This window comes from Streptomyces sp. DSM 15324, from assembly GCF_001514285.1.
Classification (GTDB): domain Bacteria; phylum Actinomycetota; class Actinomycetes; order Streptomycetales; family Streptomycetaceae; genus Streptomyces.
The window spans coordinates 75,397-93,696 of record NZ_KQ949030.1 but is presented as its reverse complement, the minus strand read 5'-3'; the positions used below and the strand labels follow the sequence as shown (position 1 = coordinate 93,696).

Annotated in this window: 17 protein-coding genes and 4 pseudogenes; 9 read left to right on the top strand and 12 right to left on the bottom strand. The window is 69.1% G+C overall.

The genetic code is table 11. The features are described from left to right. Nucleotides 1–225: 225 nt before the first annotated feature. A complete protein-coding gene (locus AQJ58_RS45990) occupies nucleotides 226–573 on the top strand; it encodes a hypothetical protein (RefSeq protein WP_159056323.1) in 348 nt (115 codons plus the stop codon). 351 nt (nucleotides 574–924) lie between these two features. Here AQJ58_RS45990 and AQJ58_RS43475 read toward each other — a convergent pair whose 3' ends face one another. Next, entirely contained in the window at nucleotides 925–1,527 is a 603-nt protein-coding gene (locus AQJ58_RS43475) for a hypothetical protein (protein WP_159056322.1), read from the bottom strand. A 244-nt stretch (nucleotides 1,528–1,771) separates the two neighbouring features. Then, nucleotides 1,772–2,406: pseudogene (locus AQJ58_RS24665) on the bottom strand (glycoside hydrolase family 6 protein); the annotation flags it as partial. Here AQJ58_RS24665 and AQJ58_RS42780 point away from each other — a divergent pair. The 3 genes and pseudogenes from AQJ58_RS42780 to AQJ58_RS24655 all read left to right on the top strand — a co-directional run. Beyond that, nucleotides 2,407–2,511, top strand: a pseudogene (locus AQJ58_RS42780) (LacI family transcriptional regulator); the annotation flags it as partial. A 347-nt stretch (nucleotides 2,512–2,858) separates the two neighbouring features. Continuing rightward, on the top strand, nucleotides 2,859–4,505 hold the full coding sequence (locus AQJ58_RS24660) for a glycoside hydrolase family 27 protein (protein WP_067253622.1): 1,647 nt from the start codon (nucleotides 2,859–2,861) through the stop codon (nucleotides 4,503–4,505). A gap of 57 nt (nucleotides 4,506–4,562) precedes the next feature. Next, nucleotides 4,563–5,996 (top strand): glycoside hydrolase family 43 protein, encoded by a 1,434-nt coding sequence (locus AQJ58_RS24655; protein WP_067253620.1) that lies wholly within the window; start codon nucleotides 4,563–4,565, stop codon nucleotides 5,994–5,996. Nucleotides 5,997–6,178: 182 nt separating this feature from the next. On the opposite strand, the gene AQJ58_RS41375 is transcribed toward AQJ58_RS24655, so the two are convergent. After that, nucleotides 6,179–6,376, bottom strand: coding sequence for an aldo/keto reductase (locus tag AQJ58_RS41375; protein WP_267892096.1), 198 nt, complete (start codon nucleotides 6,374–6,376; stop codon nucleotides 6,179–6,181). A gap of 98 nt (nucleotides 6,377–6,474) precedes the next feature. On the opposite strand from AQJ58_RS41375, the pseudogene AQJ58_RS45705 reads away from it, so the two are divergent. Further along, a pseudogene (locus tag AQJ58_RS45705) lies at nucleotides 6,475–6,851 on the top strand (DUF6009 family protein). Between the two features lie 273 nt (nucleotides 6,852–7,124). On the opposite strand, the gene AQJ58_RS44735 reads toward AQJ58_RS45705, so the two are convergent. The 3 genes and pseudogenes from AQJ58_RS44735 to AQJ58_RS24640 form a co-directional block, all read right to left on the bottom strand. Continuing rightward, nucleotides 7,125–7,367 carry a transposase gene (locus AQJ58_RS44735; protein ID WP_234360307.1) on the bottom strand — a complete coding sequence of 81 codons (243 nt, stop codon included), beginning with the start codon at nucleotides 7,365–7,367 and terminating at the stop codon, nucleotides 7,125–7,127. 31 nt (nucleotides 7,368–7,398) lie between these two features. Further along, nucleotides 7,399–7,890 (bottom strand): annotated as a pseudogene (locus AQJ58_RS44730) (winged helix-turn-helix domain-containing protein); the annotation flags it as partial. A 97-nt stretch (nucleotides 7,891–7,987) separates the two neighbouring features. Further along, complete coding sequence (locus AQJ58_RS24640) at nucleotides 7,988–9,271, bottom strand: tannase/feruloyl esterase family alpha/beta hydrolase (protein ID WP_199844670.1); 1,284 nt, start codon at nucleotides 9,269–9,271, stop codon at nucleotides 7,988–7,990. A gap of 220 nt (nucleotides 9,272–9,491) precedes the next feature. Between AQJ58_RS24640 and AQJ58_RS24635 the strand changes: the two genes are divergently transcribed. Together AQJ58_RS24635 and AQJ58_RS24630 are read left to right on the top strand one after the other, a co-directional pair. Then, a complete protein-coding gene (locus AQJ58_RS24635) occupies nucleotides 9,492–10,607 on the top strand; it encodes a sensor histidine kinase (RefSeq protein WP_067253618.1) in 1,116 nt (371 codons plus the stop codon). Between the two features lie 50 nt (nucleotides 10,608–10,657). After that, entirely contained in the window at nucleotides 10,658–11,290 is a 633-nt protein-coding gene (locus AQJ58_RS24630) for a response regulator (protein ID WP_067254217.1), read from the top strand. A gap of 8 nt (nucleotides 11,291–11,298) precedes the next feature. Here AQJ58_RS24630 and AQJ58_RS45985 read toward each other — a convergent pair whose 3' ends face one another. Further along, nucleotides 11,299–11,595 (bottom strand): helix-turn-helix domain-containing protein, encoded by a 297-nt coding sequence (locus AQJ58_RS45985; protein ID WP_420712185.1) that lies wholly within the window; start codon nucleotides 11,593–11,595, stop codon nucleotides 11,299–11,301. Here AQJ58_RS45985 and AQJ58_RS24625 point away from each other — a divergent pair. Then, nucleotides 11,541–12,044: an IS630 family transposase gene (locus tag AQJ58_RS24625; protein WP_079079179.1), complete on the top strand. Its 504-nt coding sequence runs from the start codon at nucleotides 11,541–11,543 to the stop codon at nucleotides 12,042–12,044. The two genes, AQJ58_RS45985 and AQJ58_RS24625, sit on opposite strands and share 55 nt — an antisense overlap. A gap of 386 nt (nucleotides 12,045–12,430) precedes the next feature. Here AQJ58_RS24625 and AQJ58_RS24620 read toward each other — a convergent pair whose 3' ends face one another. From AQJ58_RS24620 to AQJ58_RS42770, 3 genes are all read right to left on the bottom strand, one after another. Further along, a complete protein-coding gene (locus tag AQJ58_RS24620; protein ID WP_067253612.1) occupies nucleotides 12,431–14,335 on the bottom strand; it encodes a caspase, EACC1-associated type in 1,905 nt (634 codons plus the stop codon). Then, nucleotides 14,325–14,651, bottom strand: coding sequence for an effector-associated constant component EACC1 (locus AQJ58_RS24615; RefSeq protein WP_067253610.1), 327 nt, complete (start codon nucleotides 14,649–14,651; stop codon nucleotides 14,325–14,327). The genes AQJ58_RS24620 and AQJ58_RS24615 overlap by 11 nt, the downstream gene beginning before the upstream one ends. Before the next feature lie 275 nt (nucleotides 14,652–14,926). After that, nucleotides 14,927–15,346, bottom strand: coding sequence for a hypothetical protein (locus AQJ58_RS42770; protein ID WP_107122144.1), 420 nt, complete (start codon nucleotides 15,344–15,346; stop codon nucleotides 14,927–14,929). 198 nt (nucleotides 15,347–15,544) lie between these two features. Here AQJ58_RS42770 and AQJ58_RS24610 point away from each other — a divergent pair, with 198 nt between their 5' ends. Then, nucleotides 15,545–16,090, top strand: a complete 546-nt coding sequence (locus AQJ58_RS24610; protein ID WP_159056320.1) for a phosphotransferase enzyme family protein — start codon at nucleotides 15,545–15,547, stop codon at nucleotides 16,088–16,090. Here AQJ58_RS24610 and AQJ58_RS44725 read toward each other — a convergent pair. Together AQJ58_RS44725 and AQJ58_RS24605 are read right to left on the bottom strand one after the other, a co-directional pair. Continuing rightward, nucleotides 16,027–16,176 (bottom strand): DUF3761 domain-containing protein, encoded by a 150-nt coding sequence (locus tag AQJ58_RS44725; protein WP_234360276.1) that lies wholly within the window; start codon nucleotides 16,174–16,176, stop codon nucleotides 16,027–16,029. The genes AQJ58_RS24610 and AQJ58_RS44725 overlap by 64 nt on opposite strands. Before the next feature lie 280 nt (nucleotides 16,177–16,456). Further along, nucleotides 16,457–18,253, bottom strand: a complete 1,797-nt coding sequence (locus AQJ58_RS24605) for a fatty acyl-AMP ligase (protein ID WP_159056319.1) — start codon at nucleotides 18,251–18,253, stop codon at nucleotides 16,457–16,459. Nucleotides 18,254–18,300 lie beyond the last annotated feature (47 nt).

Sequence of the window (18,300 nt, the reverse complement as noted above, 5' to 3'; positions counted from 1 at the left end):
CGGACGCTGACGAACGCGTCGACGTCCAGCGGGCGTCACCATGCCCCGTGAGCGCAGGTCACCGCCGAAGCATCCGTGGGCCTGGCCCACGACCGATTCGCGCTGGTCACCGGGATGGCCCCGGCCAGGAGGTGGTCGTGTCCATCCCGGTGACCAGCGTCTGCGACAGGGAGAGCAAGAGGCCCTGTTGTCGGGTGTGACTGATCTCGTTGAGAACGGCATCAAGTGGCTGGCGATGCCCTGCGACTTCCCGCCCTGGCCGCGGGCGTATGCTATCTCGGCTGGTGGTGGGATGCGGGGCTGGTGGCCGAGATGCATGAGCTGCTGCGTGAGGCCGTCCGCCGGGCTGAGGGCCGCAGCCCGGAGCCGAGCGCGGGGGTCGCGGACTCCCAGTCGGTGAAGGCGGACGCCACGGTCACCTTCACTTCACGGGGATACGACGCCGGGAAGAAGATCAACGGGCGCAAGAGCACCTGCTCACCGACACCCTCGGACGTGCCGGCCGTGCTGGTCACGCCGGCCTCCACGACCGACCGGGACGCCGCCCGCATCCTTCTACAATCCTTCGCCTGACTGGAGGCGGAGGCGCTGTCCGACCTCAGCAGCACCGCTGCGCGCCGGGCACCCAGCCCATCGGCTCCCGCCTCCAGGGCGGCGGCCACCAACGCCTGGTAATCCACCGACAGCACCTCAGTCCCGGCCGAGTCGTCCCGGTGAGGCACCGCCCGGCGCGGCCCCACCGGCTTCCTCTGCGACACGACGGCCACCGCGGGCGCATCCCCCTCGGCCGATCACCGCCGAAACCAGCGACGGTGAGCTGCACGAAGTCCGCGACGCGGACGGCAGGTCCCTCTGCCGGGCCCCCTTCACCCCGGCCAGCCCACTCGCCGACAGCAAGGCCGACGACGTCACCGGCCTGCTCAATCAGACCGTCCTCTTCGGCGGCCCGGACGAGGACGGATGGCAGACTGCGGCCGAGGGCGAGCCGTACCGGCCGATCGCCGTCGCCGCCGTCGGCATCGCCCGGCGCAGCAACGCGGCCAGTTCGTTCCCCACGGCGGAGGGCATGGCCGTAATCCGGGCCGAGTACCACCCGACACCCACCCCGGAATTCCACGTCTTCGGCCCTAACGCCAAGTTCGCCCACGAGATCCGCGACCGCCTCCGCGCGGGCACCATCAACGTCGGCTTCGGGTGGGAGCCGGGCCTCATACAGATCGTCGCCCACTGGAGGGTTGTCCGATCCGGCTCAGGCTCGGACCTGGCGCTTGCCTGCACCGCCTTGCGGCCGGCGTCATCGACCCGGCCGCGCTGAACGGCGTGGTCATGATCGACGAACTCGGTCTGGACGGCTCGGTCGGCAGCGTGCTGGACGTCGTCGATTCGGTCCGCATCGCTTAGGAAGCCGGGCGCCGGAAGTTCATCGTGGCCCGCGACGACTTCGACAAGGTCAGCGAGAACATCGACATCAGCCCGGTCGGCGCGAACGACCTCACGGCCGCGCTCGCGGTCCTCTTCGAGATGCACGAGCGCGAGACCACCACCCCGGCGCCGGAGGTCCCGACGCAGGGGACGCCAGGGAAGGACGCCGGACACTGCGCCCAGTGCAGCAGGCTTCTCGTCTGGGACCGCGGCGGCGAGCGCCTCAACCTGATGCCGTGTACGGAGTGCACCGTGGTGACCGGTGTGCCGGGGAGCGCCCGGCACACCGGTCACCGGTCGCGTGCCACCCCCGGCGCACGCCCCCGCCGATCGCGGCAGAGTCCCGGATTCAGTAGCCGTGGATCATCTTGTACGCGACCTCGGGGAGGAACTGTCCGGCCGAGGAGCCGGCTCCGACGCCGCAGTTGCCGTCGGACTCGCCCGGGGCCTTGATCCACAGAAGCATCTCGGCGCCTCCGCCCAGCCGGGTGGGGTGCCGATGCGGCGGCCCGATGGGTTGCACCACTGGCCGTTGGAGCCGTTGCCGTTGCGGCTGGTGTCCACCACGAACGGCTTGGTGGAACCGTAACGGGCCCGCAGCTCGCTGTTGACGGCCTTTCCGTACGCGCTGTTTTCGGCCGTGGTGAAGTAGTTGGAGATGTTGAGCGAGAAGCCGTGCGCCTGGCGGAGGCCTGCCGCGTGGAGGCGCTGGGCCATGGTCGCCGCACTGGTCCACCCCGGGTTGCCGGCGTCGAGGTACACCCAGGTGTTGGGGGCCTGACGGCTGAACTGGGCGAGGGCACCGGTGAGCATGCCCTGGCGTTCGGCGATCTGGGCCTGGTTCATGCAGCCGTAGTCCCCGAGGGAGTCCGGTTCGAGGAGCACGACGGCCGGCCGATCGGCGATCCCGCCGCCGAACTGGGAGATCCAGGTCGCGTAGGCGGAGGGCGAGGAGGCTCCGCCGGCGGAGTGCCCGCCGCAGCGGCTCTGGGACGGGAGATGGCGCGCATGCTCGTCGCGGTCGTCAGCAAAGAGGACCCCACCCCGCGGATCCTGCCCGCCCGCCTGGTCATCCGCTGCAGCGCCTGACGGAGGCCGACGTGGCGAGGCGTCCCGCACGGGCGAGCAGTGGGGAGCGTCGGACGCTCGCAGGATGCGTGGGACGTCTCGAAACATTCGCCTCCGCCGGGACGTAGCGTCCTCGCAGTTCAGCACCGGATGGCGCGGATGCGACACCGTGCAGGTCTTACTGGACGGCAGGAGGAGCCGGTTCTGGCGGAGGGTGTTGACATGCACCGGCGCCTCTCTAGTATCCGTGGCACGCAGAGTTTCCGAAAGATTACCGAAATTTCGAACCTTCCCGCCCGTCGCATGTCATGGACGTGACACCCCAGGGGTCGTCCGGCCATGGCGCCCTCCCGTCAAAGGAGCTCCCGGTGCCCAGACGACCTGGCGGACGACTGCTTCGCCTTCTCGCGGCCGCCGCGCTGTCGGTCACCGCGTCGGTGACGGCCTCCGCGCACTCCACCGCCTCCGCCGCGCCGGGCAGCCCGGCGCTCACCCCGCCGCTCGGCTGGAACAGCTGGAACAGTTTCGGGTGCGGGATCACCGAGGCGCAGGTCCGCCAGGCCGCCGACGCGATGGTGTCCTCCGGAATGCGGGACGCCGGTTACCGGTACGTGGTGGTCGACGACTGCTGGTTCGACCCGCAGCGCGACGCGGCGGGCAACCTGCGGGCCAACCCCACCAAGTTCCCGAGCGGGATGAAGGCGCTCGGGGACTACATCCACGGCAAGGGACTGAAGTTCGGCATCTACCAGGTGCCGGGCGAGCGCACCTGCGCGCAGACCTCGGGCGCCTACCCGGGGGCCACGGGCAGCAGGGGGCACGAGTCCCAGGACGCCGCCGCGTTCGCCTCCTGGGGCGTGGACTACCTGAAGTACGACTGGTGCTCCTCCAGCGGCACACGCGACGAGCAGGTCGCGCGGTTCACCCTGATGCGTGACGCACTGCGGGCCACCGGGCGGCCGATCGTCTACAGCATCAACCCCAACAGCTTCCACGCCATCACCGGCTCCACCTACAACTGGGGCGAGGTCGCCGACCTGTGGCGGACGACCGAGGACCTGCTCGACATCTGGCAGAACGGCAACATCAACAGCTACCCCATGGGCGTCGGCAACGTCCTCGACGTCAACGCGCCGCTGGCCGCGCAGTCGGGTCCGGGACACTGGAACGACCCCGACATGCTGGTCGTCGGCCGCCCCGGCCTGTCACTGACCGAGTCCCGCTCCCACTTCACCCTGTGGGCGCTGATGGGCGCCCCGCTCATGGCCGGCAACGACATCCGCTCGATGTCCGCCGACGTGAGCGCGATCCTGCGCAACCCCCGCCTGCTGGCGGTCAACCAGGACACGCTGGGCGCGGGCGGGCGCAGGGTCCGCGACGACGGCGACACCGAGGTCTTCGCCAAGCCCCTGTCCGACGGCTCGGTCGCGGTGGGCCTGTTCAACCGGGGAGGGACCACGGCGACGGTCACCACCACGGCCGCTCAGGTCGGCCTGACCGGCGGGCCGTTCACCCTCACCGACCTGTGGACCGGCGGCACGTCCAGCACGTCCGGACAGATCTCCGCGAGCGTCCCCGCGCACGGCGTGGCCGCGTTCCGGGTGACCGGCGGCAGTCCGCTGGCCGCCACCACCGCGCGCCTTCGCGGCAACGCGTCCGGCCGCTGCGTGGACGTGGACAGGGGTTCCACCGCCGCCGGTGCCGCCGTACTGCTCTGGGACTGTCACTCGGCCGCCAACCAGCTGTGGACCACCTGGGCCGACGGTGAGATCCGCGTCTTCGGCGACAAGTGCCTGGACGCCTACAACCAGGGCACCACCAACGGCACTCGGGTCATTACCTGGAACTGCAACGGCCAGAACAACCAGAAGTGGACCGTCGGCTCCGACGGAACGATCCGCAACGTCCACGCGGGACTGTGCCTCGACGCCAACGGGTCCGGCACCGCCAACGGGACCCCGCTGGTCCTGTGGAGCTGCACCGGCCAGGGCACCCAGAAGTGGACCCGCACCTGAGGAGCCCAGCGTCCGGTCACCAGCTCGCCCGCCAGTCAGCGTTCCTCGGAGGCCACGATGATCACGGCTCGGAACTCCACCCCCAGCAGCAGGCTCACCCGGGCAGTCGCCTGGACCCTCGGCCTCCTGCTGGCGTTCGCCGTCGTGCCCGCCGCGGTGCACCCCACCGCGGCCCGGGCCGACAACCCCATCGTCCAGCACATCTACACCGCCGACCCGGCCCCGCTGGTCCACAACGGACGGGTCTACCTCTACACCGGCCACGACGAGGACGGCTCCACCTATTTCACCATGAAGGACTGGAGGGTGTGGTCCTCTGCGGACATGGTCAACTGGACCGACCACGGTTCACCCCTCAGCCTGACCACGTTCAGCTGGGCGTCCGCCGACGCGTGGGCGGGCCAGGCGGTGCAGCGCAACGGCCGGTTCTACTGGTACGTGCCCGTGAAGAACCGGGCGACCGGCCGCATGGCCATCGGCGTGGCGGTGTCGGACAGTCCCACCGGCCCGTTCCGGGACGCCCTCGGCCGTCCGCTGGTGGAGAACGGCGAGATCGACCCGACCGTGTTCATCGACGACGACGGCCAGGCCTACCTGTACTGGGGCAACCCGAATCTGTCGTACGTCCGCCTGAACACCGACATGACCTCGTACTCCGGCGGCGTCACCAGGATTCCGCTCACCACCGCCGGGTTCGGCACCCGCACCGGTGACACCAACCGTCCCACCCTGTACGAGGAGGGACCCTGGGTCTACAAGCGGAACGGTCTGTACTACCTGGTGTTCGCGGCCCGGTGCTGCTCGGAGTTCATCGCCTACTCCACCGCGCCGGGACCGACCGGGCCCTGGACCTACCGCGGGACGGTGATGCCCACACAGGGCGGCAGCTTCACCAACCACCCCGGCATCGTGGACTTCAAGGGCAGTTCCTACTTCTTCTACCACAACGGCGGGCTCCCGGGCGGCGGTGGCTTCACACGCTCGGTCGCGGTGGAGAGGTTCTCCTACCGGCCCGACGGCACGATCCCGACGATCAACATGACGAGCGGCGGCGCACCCCAGGCCGACACGCTCGACCCGTACGTACGCCAGGAGGCCGAGACGATCGCCTGGGGTTCGGGAATCGAGACCGAACCGGCCGGCGAAGGAGGCATGAACGTCGGCTGGATCGACAACGGCGACTACATCAAGGTCAAGGGCGTGGCCTTCGGAGCGGGCGCGTCCTCGTTCACCGCGCGCGTGGCCTCGGGCAGCGGCGGCGGCACCGTCGAACTGCGCCTCGGCTCCCCGAACGGGACCGTCGTGGGCCGGTGCGTGGTGCCGAACACCGGCGGCTGGCAGAGCTGGACGACGGTGACCTGCCCGGTCAGCGGGGCGACCGGAACCCAGGATCTCCATCTGCGGTTCACCGGCGGCAGCGGCTACCTGCTCAACATGAACTGGTGGCGTTTCAGCCCCGCCGCGGCGACGGCGTCGCGCCAGGTGCACTGATCACGAGCCTCGTCGACGGCCGGCGGGCCTGATCAAGGCGAGGACCTCCGGTGTGGTGGAGGTGCCGGGTCTTCACCGCACGGAGGTCTTCGTGCCCCACCGCAATGCCCGGCTGACCCATTCATGGCGGTCGGCTGCTCGTCGACCGTGTCCGCGACGGCGCCCGGCCGGTGCGCAGCCCGTCATACGCGGGGCAGCGCCGCCTGAAGCTGCGTCAGCTCCGCCGTGCCGAGCCGGACCCGCACGGCCAGGGCCGAGTCCTGGACGGAGGCCGGGCGGCTGGCTCCGGGCACAAGGACCATCATCGGGGAGCGGGTCGGCAGCCAGGCCAGGGCGATGCGCTGCCGGCTGACGCCGTGCTCCGCAGCCGTAACCGCCAGGCAACGTCACGGCCGGTCCGCACGCTCCTCCCGAAAGCGTGAAACGGACACAGCCCCGGGTGCCGCAGCAGCTGCAGCGCGTGGTGGAGTACCGGACGATGAACGTGCGCCGCTGGGACCGCATCGCCATCGACCGCCTGCCCACCCGCAAGGGCAAGCCCCCCTACCGCCGCGACGGCCGCATGATCGGCTGCGCCAATCTCGGCCCCGACGCCAAGTCCTCGCGCGCGTCGGGCACCTTCCGCCGCCGCGTCTACTGGCTCCTGCCCCACGACCGCAACAGCGAACCCGACGGCCTGTACGCCAGGAGCGCCCCCGCCGAAAAGCCGTCGACCCACGCACTCTCGAACCGCGGGTCAAGGGCTACAAGACCGAGCGCTCCGAAGGCGGCCCGCCCTCCCGGGCGATGAAGGAACTCGGCATCAACTCCCGCTGTAGCCTGCGCACCGTCGATGAGCCAGGTGTTGACGAGTAAGGTTGAGGCAAGGCGGATGACGAAAGGTGAGGGTTCGCGCTGGTTCAGGTGGAGCTTTGAAACAACCCATGAAACATGCTCACCTGCACCAATGATCGCGAACGCCGCGTGTTGAAACAGGGACGGGTTCTGACACAGCTTTCCACCCTGGTGGCGAGCAAGTCACGGCCCGGAGGCGCGTCCAGTGGTCCACGTGTTTGGGCGGCGCGGCCGTCGAGGCCTCGTCGGAGCGTGCAGGCACTGACGGCGAGGTCTTTGTATTGACCCGAAACGCTACATTCCCGGCATCTCGGTGATGTAGCGGACGTGCGGGCCCTGGAAGTAGCCGCGGACGATGTGAGGCTGTTTCTGTCGGCGGCGGAAGAAGCGGCGGACCTCGTCGGCGAGCTGGTCGGCGTTGCGGGCTCGGGAGGCCGGCAGCAGGGTCCGTTTCAGGTCGGAGTTGACCAGCTCGTCCGGTTTGGTCTCGGGCGCGTACGCGGGCAGCAGGTGCAGGGTGACGCGGTGTCTGGCCACACGGCGCCCAGGTCCGGCCGGACACCTGGTCGGAGCGAACGCCGGTCTGGTCGGCGAACAGCACCTCGGCGCGTTCCTCCAGTGCCTTCGAGCGGATGGCGGGCCAGGTCTCCTCCCGCCAGGCGCGGACCGCCTCCGGATCCTGCTCGATCGCACGTTTGTCCGGCCGCTGGAACGACAGCCCCCAGCGCTTGAGGTACTTGCCCACGCCCTGCTCGGTCAGCCGCACCCGATACAGCAGGGCGATGAGGTCGCCGACGATCGCGCGGGTCCACAACTGCCCGCCCAGACGGAGGACTTCGGGTCGGTGGTCGATCAGAGCCTGCCGGATGCACTGCTGCCGGTCCGGATCGAGCACCTGATGGCCGCCCACCCGCCGGCCACGGGTCCTGGACACCAGCGCCTCACGGCCGCCGGCCGGCCAGGCGACCCACCAGTCGGCCACCGACTCGACGCTGACGCCACGCAGTTCGGCCACCTCGCGCCGGTCCCGGCCCGCCCGAAGCGCCGCAACCGCCCGCATCCGCAGAGCTTCCTGAGCCTTCGGCGACAGGCGCCGCGCGTCCCCCACCAGATCCGTCACGCCTGGATCAACGAGCCCGGAACCTTACCGCTTCGAGTCAATGGGAGCGGGTGGTCGGCCGGGCCCACGCCTCCAGCTCGTTGAACGCCGCGACGAAGGACGGGAGCATCGGCTTGTACTCCTTGTCGATCCTCACCAGCCCATCGGTGTGGGTACCGCCGGGGACGTGGACGTAGCGGTGCAGGGGTGCCTTCCCCGCAGCGGTGACCATCCGGTCGTACACGTCACCGAAGGTCGCCGGCGGGGTCAGCGCGTCGAGCGTGCCCTGGATGCTGATCAGCGGGCGCTTGATGTTCCCGGTCAACGAGATCCGCTCGACCGCCCGGTGCACCGACTCCGGGCGCGAGGCGAAGTCGTAGTCGGTGTCGCAGCCGGGCGCGGTGCCCGGCGGGCAGAACGGGGTGCCGCCCTGCTGGGCACCGTCGTAGTCGGGGTCGACCTCCTCGCGGATGGTGCGCTGCAGCAGGTCCCACTGGTTGTCGTAGTGGTAGCCCCACTGCTTCTCGGACCCCTTCGGGTAGCCCGCTGCGATGATCTCCTCGTGCGCCGACTGCTCGCCCTTGGCCAGGCGGGGGTAGGCGCGCAGCGCCGGCGGGAGCGTGGCCAGCAGGCCGCCGGCCTTGGTGAAGACGAGGGCGTTCCAGTCGATGCCGCCCGTGTAGAGCTCGGGGTAGTGTTCCAGCTGCCAGCGGACCAGGTACCCGCCTGCGGAGAGGCCGGCGGCGTACGTGACGCGGGGCGAGCGCCCGTAGTGCCGCCGGGTGACCTTCTTCGCCGCCACGGTGAGCTCGGCCACCCGGCTGTGCCATTCCATGATGGCGTCGCCGGGGCGGTCGCCGTCCCTGTAGAGCTCGTCGCCGGTGTTGCCCTTGTCGGTCGCGGCATAGGCGTAGCCCTTGGCGAGGACCTGGTCGCTGATGATGGGGTCGTTGGCGTACTGCTCGCGGGTCCCGGGCGGGCCGGCCACGACGAGCCCGCCGTTCCAGTTCTGGGGCAGCCGGATGACGAACTGGCTGTCGTGGTTCCAGCCGTGGTTGGTGTTGGTGGTGGAGGTGTCGGGGAAGTAGCCGTCGACCTGGACCCCGGGGATCCCGGACGGCAGGACCGCGTTCTGTGCGAGCAGTCCCTTCCAGTCCTTCTCGTCGGTGTGCCCGGTGAGGGTGGTTCCTGCCGTCGTCAGGTCGGTCAGGCAGCTGGAGACCGAGTACTCGGCTCCCGGGACCCGGACGCCGGAGCAGCGGTCCCGCTGGTCGACGCCGCCCACCGGAACGCTCAGGGCGGTGGCGAACAGCAGCGGTGTGATGGCGAGGTGGCGGAGCAAGACGCCCTCTTCTCGATCGGGAATGTGATGCCTCGAAATCTAGGAATCGCAGGTCATCGTGGGTAAGTGCTGGATGGCCGGATCGGCTGTGGCCGGAGGTCACATGACCTCCGGCCAGATCCCGCACCGGTTCTCCGAGCGGCTGCGGGATTGCGGCGGCGGCCGCGTACGCTGCGGGCAGGAGAGCCTTCGAGGCTTCACGCGTCCTTGAGGAGACCCGATGTCACGGCCCGTTCCCTGGATACCCGGCGTCCTGTACGGCGCCGTGCTGTCCGGGGGTGTCTACTACGCCGTGATCGGTCCGGGCCCGGGGGCCGGGACTGCCGGATTCGCGGCCCTGCTCGGTGCCCTGATCGCGCTGGACGGGCGTGACTGGGGGCTGGATCGGCGGCGGTGGCGGGGTCGACGGGTCCCGGCGGGCGCGGTGTTCGCGGTCAGGGCTCTGCTGCTCTGCGCGGTCACGGCCGTCGACGCGTCGGGGCTTTCGCGCGTGTTGTTCGTGCTCGTGCCGTTCCTGGCGTTCTTCGCGTACGGATCCGCCATCGCCGTCGGACTCGGTGTCGGCTGCGTGGTGGCGCTGGCGGGGGCGTTCACCCTGTGGGTTCCGCACTGGCAGGTGCGGGCCGAGTACATCTCGGACCTGCTGATGTTCGCCCTGGGCGTCGTCCTGGCCCTCGCGATGGCCGCGGTGGCCGTCCGCGAGCAGCAGGCGCGTGCCCGACTGGAGGGCACCCTCGCCCAGGTCGCCGAGCTGTCCGCGGCCCGGGAACGCAACCGGCTGGCACGCGAGATCCACGACAGCCTCGGCCACCATCTGACCGCGATCGGTATCCAGTTGGAGAAGGCCGAGGCGTTCGCCTCGATCGATCCGCAGGGTTCGGCGCAGGCGGTGTCGCATGCCCGCTGGTCGGCGAACCGAGCCCTGGACGAGGTCCGGGCTTCCGTGCGCACCCTGGGCCCCGAGTCGGAGTCCGAACCGGTCGGCCTCTCCCGGGCGCTCGCCGACCTCGTCCACCACCTGGACGGCGGGAGCCGCCGCATCACCCTCGAGATGTCGGGCGTCGAACGCCGGCCTCTCCTGGTGCTGTACCGGGCCGCGCAGGAGGGGCTGACCAACGCCTGCCGTCATTCCGGCGCCACCGAGATCGGGGTTCACGTCGCCTACGACGAGCGCGCAGCCCGCCTCCGGGTGGTCGACAACGGCAGCGGATTCGACGCCGCCGAGGAGGGGTTCGGACTGACCGGCCTGCGCGAGCGGGTCCGCCTCGCCGGGGGAACAGTGGCCGTCGACAGCGCGCCCGGCGGCACGGTCCTCACGGTCGGGGTCCCGTGGTGATCGAGAACGGGAACAAGGACGCTAACTCGAACGGGGTCGGAAACGTGCAGGTGGACGGGAACGCGGACGCGCCCGTACGGGTCTTCGTCGTCGACGACCAGGACCTCGTACGAGAGGGCATCACCGCCCTCCTCGGCATCCAGCCGGGCATCGAGGTGGTGGGCAGTGCGCGCAACGGTGCCGAGGCGGCCGAGACGGCCCCGGCCCGCCGCCCCGACGTGGTGCTGATGGACATCCGGATGCCCGGGGTCGACGGCGTGGCTGCCACCAGGATGCTCCGCCGCAGCCTGCCCGCATGCAAGATCGTGATGCTGACGACGTTCGACGACGACGAGTACGTCACCCAGGCGCTGCGGGCCGGAGCGGTGGGCTACCTGCTCAAGAACCTGCCCGCCGCCGAGCTGGCGCGGGCCGTACGTCTCGCCTACGCAGGGGTGGCCCAGTTCGACCAGACGGTGATCGCCAACCTGGCCGCAGGGCTCCCGGCCCCCGAGTTGCTCACGCCCCGCGAGAGGGAGGTCCTGCGTCTCATCTCGGCGGGTGCCACGAACAAGGAGATCGCCTCCCGCCTCTACCTCAGCGAGGGAACCGTCAAGAACCACATCTCCCGTGTGCTGAGCCGTCTGAGTCTGCGCGACCGCACCCAGGCGGCGCTCTACGCCAGGGACAACGGCCTCATCTGACCTGGTCGTCAAGCCGCCGTTCCCGACGCCGACGAGGTCGCCGACATCGCGGGGCGCGTTGGCACCGGGCGGCCGTCAGGACTGGAACTGGCGGCGGTAGGTCGAGGGGCTGACACCCATCGCCTTCCGGAAGTGGTGGCGGAAGCCGCGACGGTCAGGCCCACCCGGCCGGCCACCGTCTCGACCGGGTGGGCTGCGGACTCCAGCAGCGCCGCGCCCGCCCGGATCCGCTGGAGCGTGATCCAGCGTCCTGGCGGCAGACCGGTCGTGTCGGCGAACCGGCGTTCGAACTGGCGCACCGACAGGTGCGCGACGCCGACCCAGTACCGCGATACGACCAGCGATCAGCCCGCGGGGCCGAATGGGGTTCACGGTCTACCGGGGTTCCTTCACCGCCGAGGTGTTCTGCGACTTCCTCGACCGCCTGAACAGGCAGTTCGACCGCCCGGTCCACCTCGTCGTCGACCGGCACTCCGTTCACCGCAGCAAGAAGGTCCGCACCTGGCTCGCCGATCACCCCGGCCGCGTCACCCTGCACCTGCTGCCCGCGTACGCGCCCGAGACCAACCCGGACGAGCTGGTCAACTCCGACCTGAAACGGACCCTGCTGCCGGCCTCCCGAGCCCGCAATGCCGACCAGCTCGCCGACGAGGTCCGCCGCTTCTTCCGCCGCCGACAGAAACAGCCTCACATCGTCCGCGGCTACTTCCAGGGCCCGCACGTCCACTACATCACCGAGATGCCGGGAATGTAGCGTTTCGGGTCAATAGGGGGCGAGTTCCTCAGCCAGCTCGGCGGAGGTCGGGAGGCTGTTTGTGCAGGTAGCGCTGTCGGTGCGCTACGGTCGTAGCCGGTCAAGTCAATCCCGCGGCGTGGCCGCGCACCGCCTGTCGTGCTCCGGGCTTGCGCACCTGCACGCCGGGCCGCGCGGACGGCCAAGCGACGAAGCCGCCTGGCTCGGCCTCGGTCTCCAGGGACAAGGGGATGGCGAAGCGGCGGCCTGGACAATGGACGCGGTCTCATCAACTTCCTTCTCGCGGTGGGGGTTTCAGGCGACGGCCGTGGGCCTCTGTACGGCAGCCCGGGCAGCCGCCGACACCCAATTCGGCGGTACCCGGGCAGAAGGAGACTGCTGCTCGTTCAGCGGGAGAGTTTCCACAGGCGGATCGTCTGGTCGGCGCTGCCGCTGGCCAGCAAGTTGCCGTTCGGGCTGAAGGCCACGGAGTAGACGGCGCCGCGGTGACCGGTGAGGGGGTACTCGACGAGGGCCAGGCCAGCGGATTCGGTCACGCGCCACAGGCGGATCGTGTGGTCGCTGCTGCCGCTGGCCAGGATCCGTCCGTCGGGGCTGAAGGCGACGGTGTTGACAGTGCTCTTGTGTCCGGTGGCGCTGCCGAGGAGCACCGGGTTCGCGGGGTTGGTCACCTTCCACAGGCGGATGGTGCGGTCACCGCTGCCGCTGGCCAGCAGGTGGCCGTTCGGGCTGAACGCCACGGTGTAGACGCGGTCGGTGTGGCCGGGTAGGGCCGGGCCGATGGGCGCCGGCGGGTCTGCCACGTTCCACAGTCGGACCGCGTGGTCGGAGCCGCCGCTGCCCATGACGCTCTCATTGTGACTGAATGCGACCGACAGGACGGCATCGGTATGCCCGAAGACGGGCTGGCCGACGAGTACGGGGTGCGCGGGGTCCGTCACCTTCCACAGGCGGATCGTGCGGTCCCCACTGCCGGCGGCGAGCAGTTCCCCGCTGAGGCTGAAGGCCACCGAGAAGACGGCGTCGGTATGACCCGTGACCGGCCGGCTGAGGAGCGCTGGTTTCGCGGGATCGGTCACGTCCAGCAGCCGGGCCTTCTGGTCGGCGCTGGCGTCAGCCAGAAGGTTCCCGTCGGGACTGAAGACCACCGAATAGACCGTGTCGGTGTGGCCGGGGAGGGGAGAGCCAATGGGCTTGGGACGCAGCGGATCGGTCAGGTCCCAGAACCTGACCGTCTGATCGGCGCTGCCACTCGCCAGGACACGCCCGCCCGACCGGAAGGCCACCGAGTAGACGCGGTCGGTGTGACCAGGGAGCGGCTGTCCCAGCGAGGCTGCCGCCGCCTTCGCTGCAGCGTTCGCAGCCTTGTCCGTAGATTCGGAATCCGAAGCTGTCGCCGGGTCGGCAGGGCCGCGGGGAAAGACCGAAACGGTGTTGGCGAGGGTCAGTCCGATGGCACCGGCGGCGGTCAGCAATGTGCGCCGGTCCAGCAGGGGCCACCGTTCCTCAACGGGTGCCGGGACAGCCTCCAGGGATTTCTTGGGATGGCTGGGGTGGGCGGCGTTCTGGGCGAACAGGAACCCGTGAGCTCCCCGGGCTCCACTTTGCACCGGCTCGGGCAGGCCCGCTTCCCGCAGCCGGGCGTGCAGTTCGAGGAAAATCCGGTCCAGGCGCAGCGCGGGCGCCGAGACCTCGCGGATGCCATTGTGCACGATCTCCAAGAAGGCCCCGGTGAAACAGGTGAGTGTCCCGTTCACGGGGGTCTTGGCCTTCTTGGTGCTGCCGCTGGCTCCGATCACGTACAAGCCGTCGACGGGATGGGCCTCCTCGAAGTCGGCCGACTGGAAGACGTGATTGGACCGGTTGGCGAGTTCGGCGTGGCAGCAGTCCAAGAGAACGAGCTTCGTCTGCGCCCGGCAACCGCGGAGGATCTTGGCGAGATTCTCGTAGAGCATCGCCGTGTACGGCAGCGCCTCCCAGCCCGGATCCGTCTCGCCTACGGTCAGGGCGAGTTGCCCTTCGCTGGTGCGCACCCCGTGGCCGACGTAATACACCAGCAGTACGTCCTGGGCGTCGCGGACCGCCGCGATCACCTTGCGGGCCAGGGCGTCCGGCGAGGCCACGTCCACCAGGCACGTGACGCGCTCGGCCGGCCATCCGCACAAGTCACTGGCCAGCAGGTCGGCCATCGCGCTCACACACTGCGCAGCAGGCAGATTCGGGATACGGGGGTCCGCGTACCCGCCGTTGCCGATCAGGATGGCGCGGGACCGGCTCAGGTCACGCTCCACCCAGCCACTCCTCCAGAACCGGCCGGGCTTCTTCAAAGCTATCGGCGGTGATCTTCAACCGGACAGTGCCGCACCGGACCTTCACAACGAATCCCGGCCGCCTCGAATCCAGCAGCGACTTGACGACCCCCATGAAGACCGCGACAGCACCGCCCGATGCGCAGGCCGCTGTCAGCAGGTCCACGACCGAGCCCATGTCCCCGGGCTCCATCGGCGCGGGAACGGCATCCACTACGATCCCGCTACGGCCCTGCAACTCGCTATAAAGGACGCCGAAATCGTCCGGATCCTCCGTTGAGATTTCGACCGTGCCCACCCGCGCCCCCTTCGCACCTGGCCTGTGCCAGGCCGGCACATGCCGAAACTGCCGCTGACGACTACCTGCCCCGCCCAGACACCCCAAGGTGGCGTCTCGACATATCCGTCCGGGCGCTACGGCGCGGCCGAGTTGCCTCGACCGTAGAAGGAGTTGTGACCGTAGCGCGGCACAAGAACGAAACCTTCCAAGAATTGCCCACACATGATCAGAAATCAGCTACACGGGCGGCCACAACTGCGGGCCGCACCGAGAGTGAGGGAGCGGCCAGCGCCTCAGCCGGATCGGACCTCCGTCTCCAACCTGCGGGCAGCTGCCGCGAGTCGGTAGGCGCTGTCCTTGAGCAGGTTCCAGTCCTGATCCTCGGCTGCTCGTAGGCAGGCCGCCAGATGCGTCTGCAGGGCGGTGTCCGCCTTTGCGTGGCTTTCCTGGACCGGCGCGATCCGGTCAGGTTCGGCCGGGGCCGCTGCTGCAGGCGCGACCTGGCGTGCGGCACGCCGTTGTTCTGCAGCCCGGATGGATTCACGGAACCGTTCCACTTCACGCAAACCCGCAGCGCGCGTGCCCTTGCCACCAGGAGTGATGGTCTTGCGCCGGCCTTTAGCCTTCTTTTCCTTCGGCCCGCCGTGATCCCCGCTCGTCAACCGCACGCGCTTGGAGGAGCCGTCCCGCCGCTGCCTGTCGCCGCTGGTCATGTCCCCACGCTACCCAGGCCCAGGCCGCGTCCGAGAGGGACAACGCTCAACACCGAGGTGGGCTCCATGAGCGAACTGTTGGAGGCGGCGGGGCTGCGCTTCTCCTTTGGCGGGTCGTGACGCAGTGCCGCACAGGCTGGCCTGCCCGAAGCCGCGTTCCTCGCGCTGGGTCATCGGCTCGCCGTTGGAGGTCCAGCAGTGCGAGGACAACGCGGTTGTCCGTCCGCGAGGACGCCCCGCCCACACGCCGAGCTGATCACCCCGGCCCTTGAGGAAAGCGGCCCGAACGACCGGGGCCGCATCCACGTCGACCTGCACCGCGAAAACATGATCGCACTGCCCGACGGCGGCGTCGGTCTCATCGACTTCGACGACTGCGGCACCGGCCATTACCTGCTCGACATCGCCACCATCCTGTCCTCGGTCCACCGCATCGCGCACACCGAGCCCGGCGGCTACGAGGAATTCGCCCACACCCACCTGGACGGCTACACCCAGGTACGCCCCCTGCCCACCGACTTCTCCCGCCTCCTGGAGCCCTACCTGCTCCTGCGCGACGCCTTCATCCTGAACTTCGTCACGACCGCGGCCCCCGTGAACCCCGACGTCGCCTCCTGGGGGCCGGATGCGCTGCGTCCCGCCTCGGCTCCCTGGCCGGGGCGGGACGCGAAGTACAGGGCCTACCGGTACCAGTACTTCACGCCGCGGTGGCCGGAGCACGTGCCGCGGAAGTGGGCGCTGTAGGAGTAGGTGCCGTCCTTGCAACTTCGCCGTCGCAGCCCGCGGATGCGGGCTGTTGGCCTTGCACACCCCGGTCGTGTGCCGGGCACACGAAGCCGCCGCTGCCTCCGAAGCCAACGCCACTGGCGCCCCTGCGACGACGACTGCCGTCACAGCCCCCTTCAACCTCACCAGTGGCGCCGATCGCCTCATCAGGATTCCGTCTACGAACCAGCAGCCGGCCGTGTGACCTGACCAGTTCGTGAACCTCTTGAGGGTGGGCTGTGACGTAGTCCAGTGCAGTCGAATCTGGGGCGATGACCGTGTAAGTCTCGCTGTTCATTCCCTAGCCTCATTTCCTGGCTGAGGGATTATCGGCGGTACTCGGAGCTATCCGATGCGGTCCAGGCTGTCCTCCCGGTACCGCTGCTGCATCGCCTTGCGGCGAACTTTGCCGCTCGAGGTGAGCAGCACGGATCCGGCCGCTACCAGCACGATGTCGTCGACCCGCAGTCCATGATCTCCGCCGATCCGCCCACGAATTGCGCGAGCGACCTGATCCAGGTGCGGCGGTGGTGATTTCTTGTCCACGGGTCCCTCGGTGTCCTCGGCGAACCCGGACAGCCAGTCGCGGTCCAGTTCGGCCACGATGATCAGCTGCGGCTTGCCGGTATCCATCGTCTGGAATGCCACGCACCTGTCAGTGCGTATTGCGGCATGGCTGCGCATCGCACTGGCTTCGAGATCGGTGGGGTAGTGGTTGTACCCGTCGACAACGATGAGATCCTTCTTCCGGCCGACGATGTACAGCTGATCGGCGTGTACGAACCCGAGGTCGCCGGTTCGCAGGAATCCGGTGCCATGACCTGGTACCACCGTTCCGAACGTCTGGGCAGACAGGTCTTCGGCCGACCAGTAACCCGAGCCGATGCTGGCACCGCGCAGGCAGATCTCACCTACCCGGCCGGCCTGTACGGGCGTCCCGGTTGCAGGGTCGACGAGGACCAGATCGAATCCGTCGCTGGGCGTTCCGCATCCGACGAGCGTGCGCCCCCCGGGGCTGAGTTTCACGCTGTCGTCTGCGAGTGCATCCGGATCGACATCGATGGTGGTGTATCCACGCTCGACCGGGCCGCCCGAGACGAACAGGGTTGCCTCTGCCAACCCGTAACAGGGGAACAGGCTGTCCGGGTCAAGCCCTGCGACTTGGAAGTGTTCGGCGAAGGCTGCCATTGTTTCCACGCGGATCGGTTCTGCGCCGCAGAGCACCGTACGTAGACGCGACAGGTCCCAGGTCGCCGCGAGGTCCGCGGGCACCCGTCGGGTCGCGAGTTCGTAGGCGAAGTTCGGGGCAACGGTGATGGTGGCCTGGAATCGTGCGAGTGCCTCGATCCAGCGTGCCGGACGTTTAACAAAGGTGAACGGCGCCAATCCGACCGCAAGAAAGTTGTTGTACAGAGGCTGCGTGACCAGGGCGAGCAGACCCATGTCGTGGTAGGTGGGCAACCACGTCACCATCACGCTGTCTTCGGTGAACCCGACGGCGGCGGAGACCAGGCTGTTGTTCGCCAGGACGTTCCTGTGGGTCAGTACCACGCCTTTCGGTTCCCCGGTGGATCCCGAGGAATACTGCAGGTAGGCGATGGAATCTTCGGTGATCGTCGGTGCTGTGAACCCATGGTCATGGTCCTCGTCAATCCCGTCCGTGGCTGTCACCTGTAGCTCAGCCAAGCGCTCGTGCAGCCGCAGCGCTGGTGCCAGCAGATCGGCGACGGTTGTGCTGGTGAGCAGGACATGCGTGTCAGCGCTCACCATGATGGAGGCCAAGCGGGCCAGGTCGGCCTGTAGTTTGCTGGGTTGCGGGGGTGCGACCGGCACTGCGATCACCCCTGCGTAGAGGCATCCGTAGAACCCGGCCAGGAAGTCCAGGCCTGGTGCGTAGAGCAGCAGTGCCCGGTCCCCAGGGCTCAGCGTGCGGGACAGACGTGCCGCGATCCTGCGTGCTGCTGCGTCGAGTTGCCCGTAGGTCAACGTTGATTCCGGTTCGCCGGTGTCGTCCAGGAATTGAAACCCCACGACATCAGCGTCCTGTGCGGCGCGGGCCGTCAGCAATTCTATGAGTGTGGTGGGGACAGTCGAGGCGTCGTCGGCCGGCTGCACTGACCGGCCCGCTGATTCGATCGTCACGTGTGCGCTCCTGCGTCTCAGATAAGTCCGGGTGTGCGCCGGGATGA

Bases quoted from the DNA above. Each gene is read 5' to 3' on its own strand.
- AQJ58_RS24655 (WP_067253620.1), top strand. From the start codon at position 4,563: ATGATCACGGCTCGGAACTCCACCCCCAGCAGCAGGCTCACCCGGGCA.
- AQJ58_RS24635 (WP_067253618.1), top strand. From the start codon at position 9,492: ATGTCACGGCCCGTTCCCTGGATACCCGGCGTCCTGTACGGCGCCGTG.
- AQJ58_RS42770 (WP_107122144.1), bottom strand. From the start codon at position 15,346: ATGACCAGCGGCGACAGGCAGCGGCGGGACGGCTCCTCCAAGCGCGTG.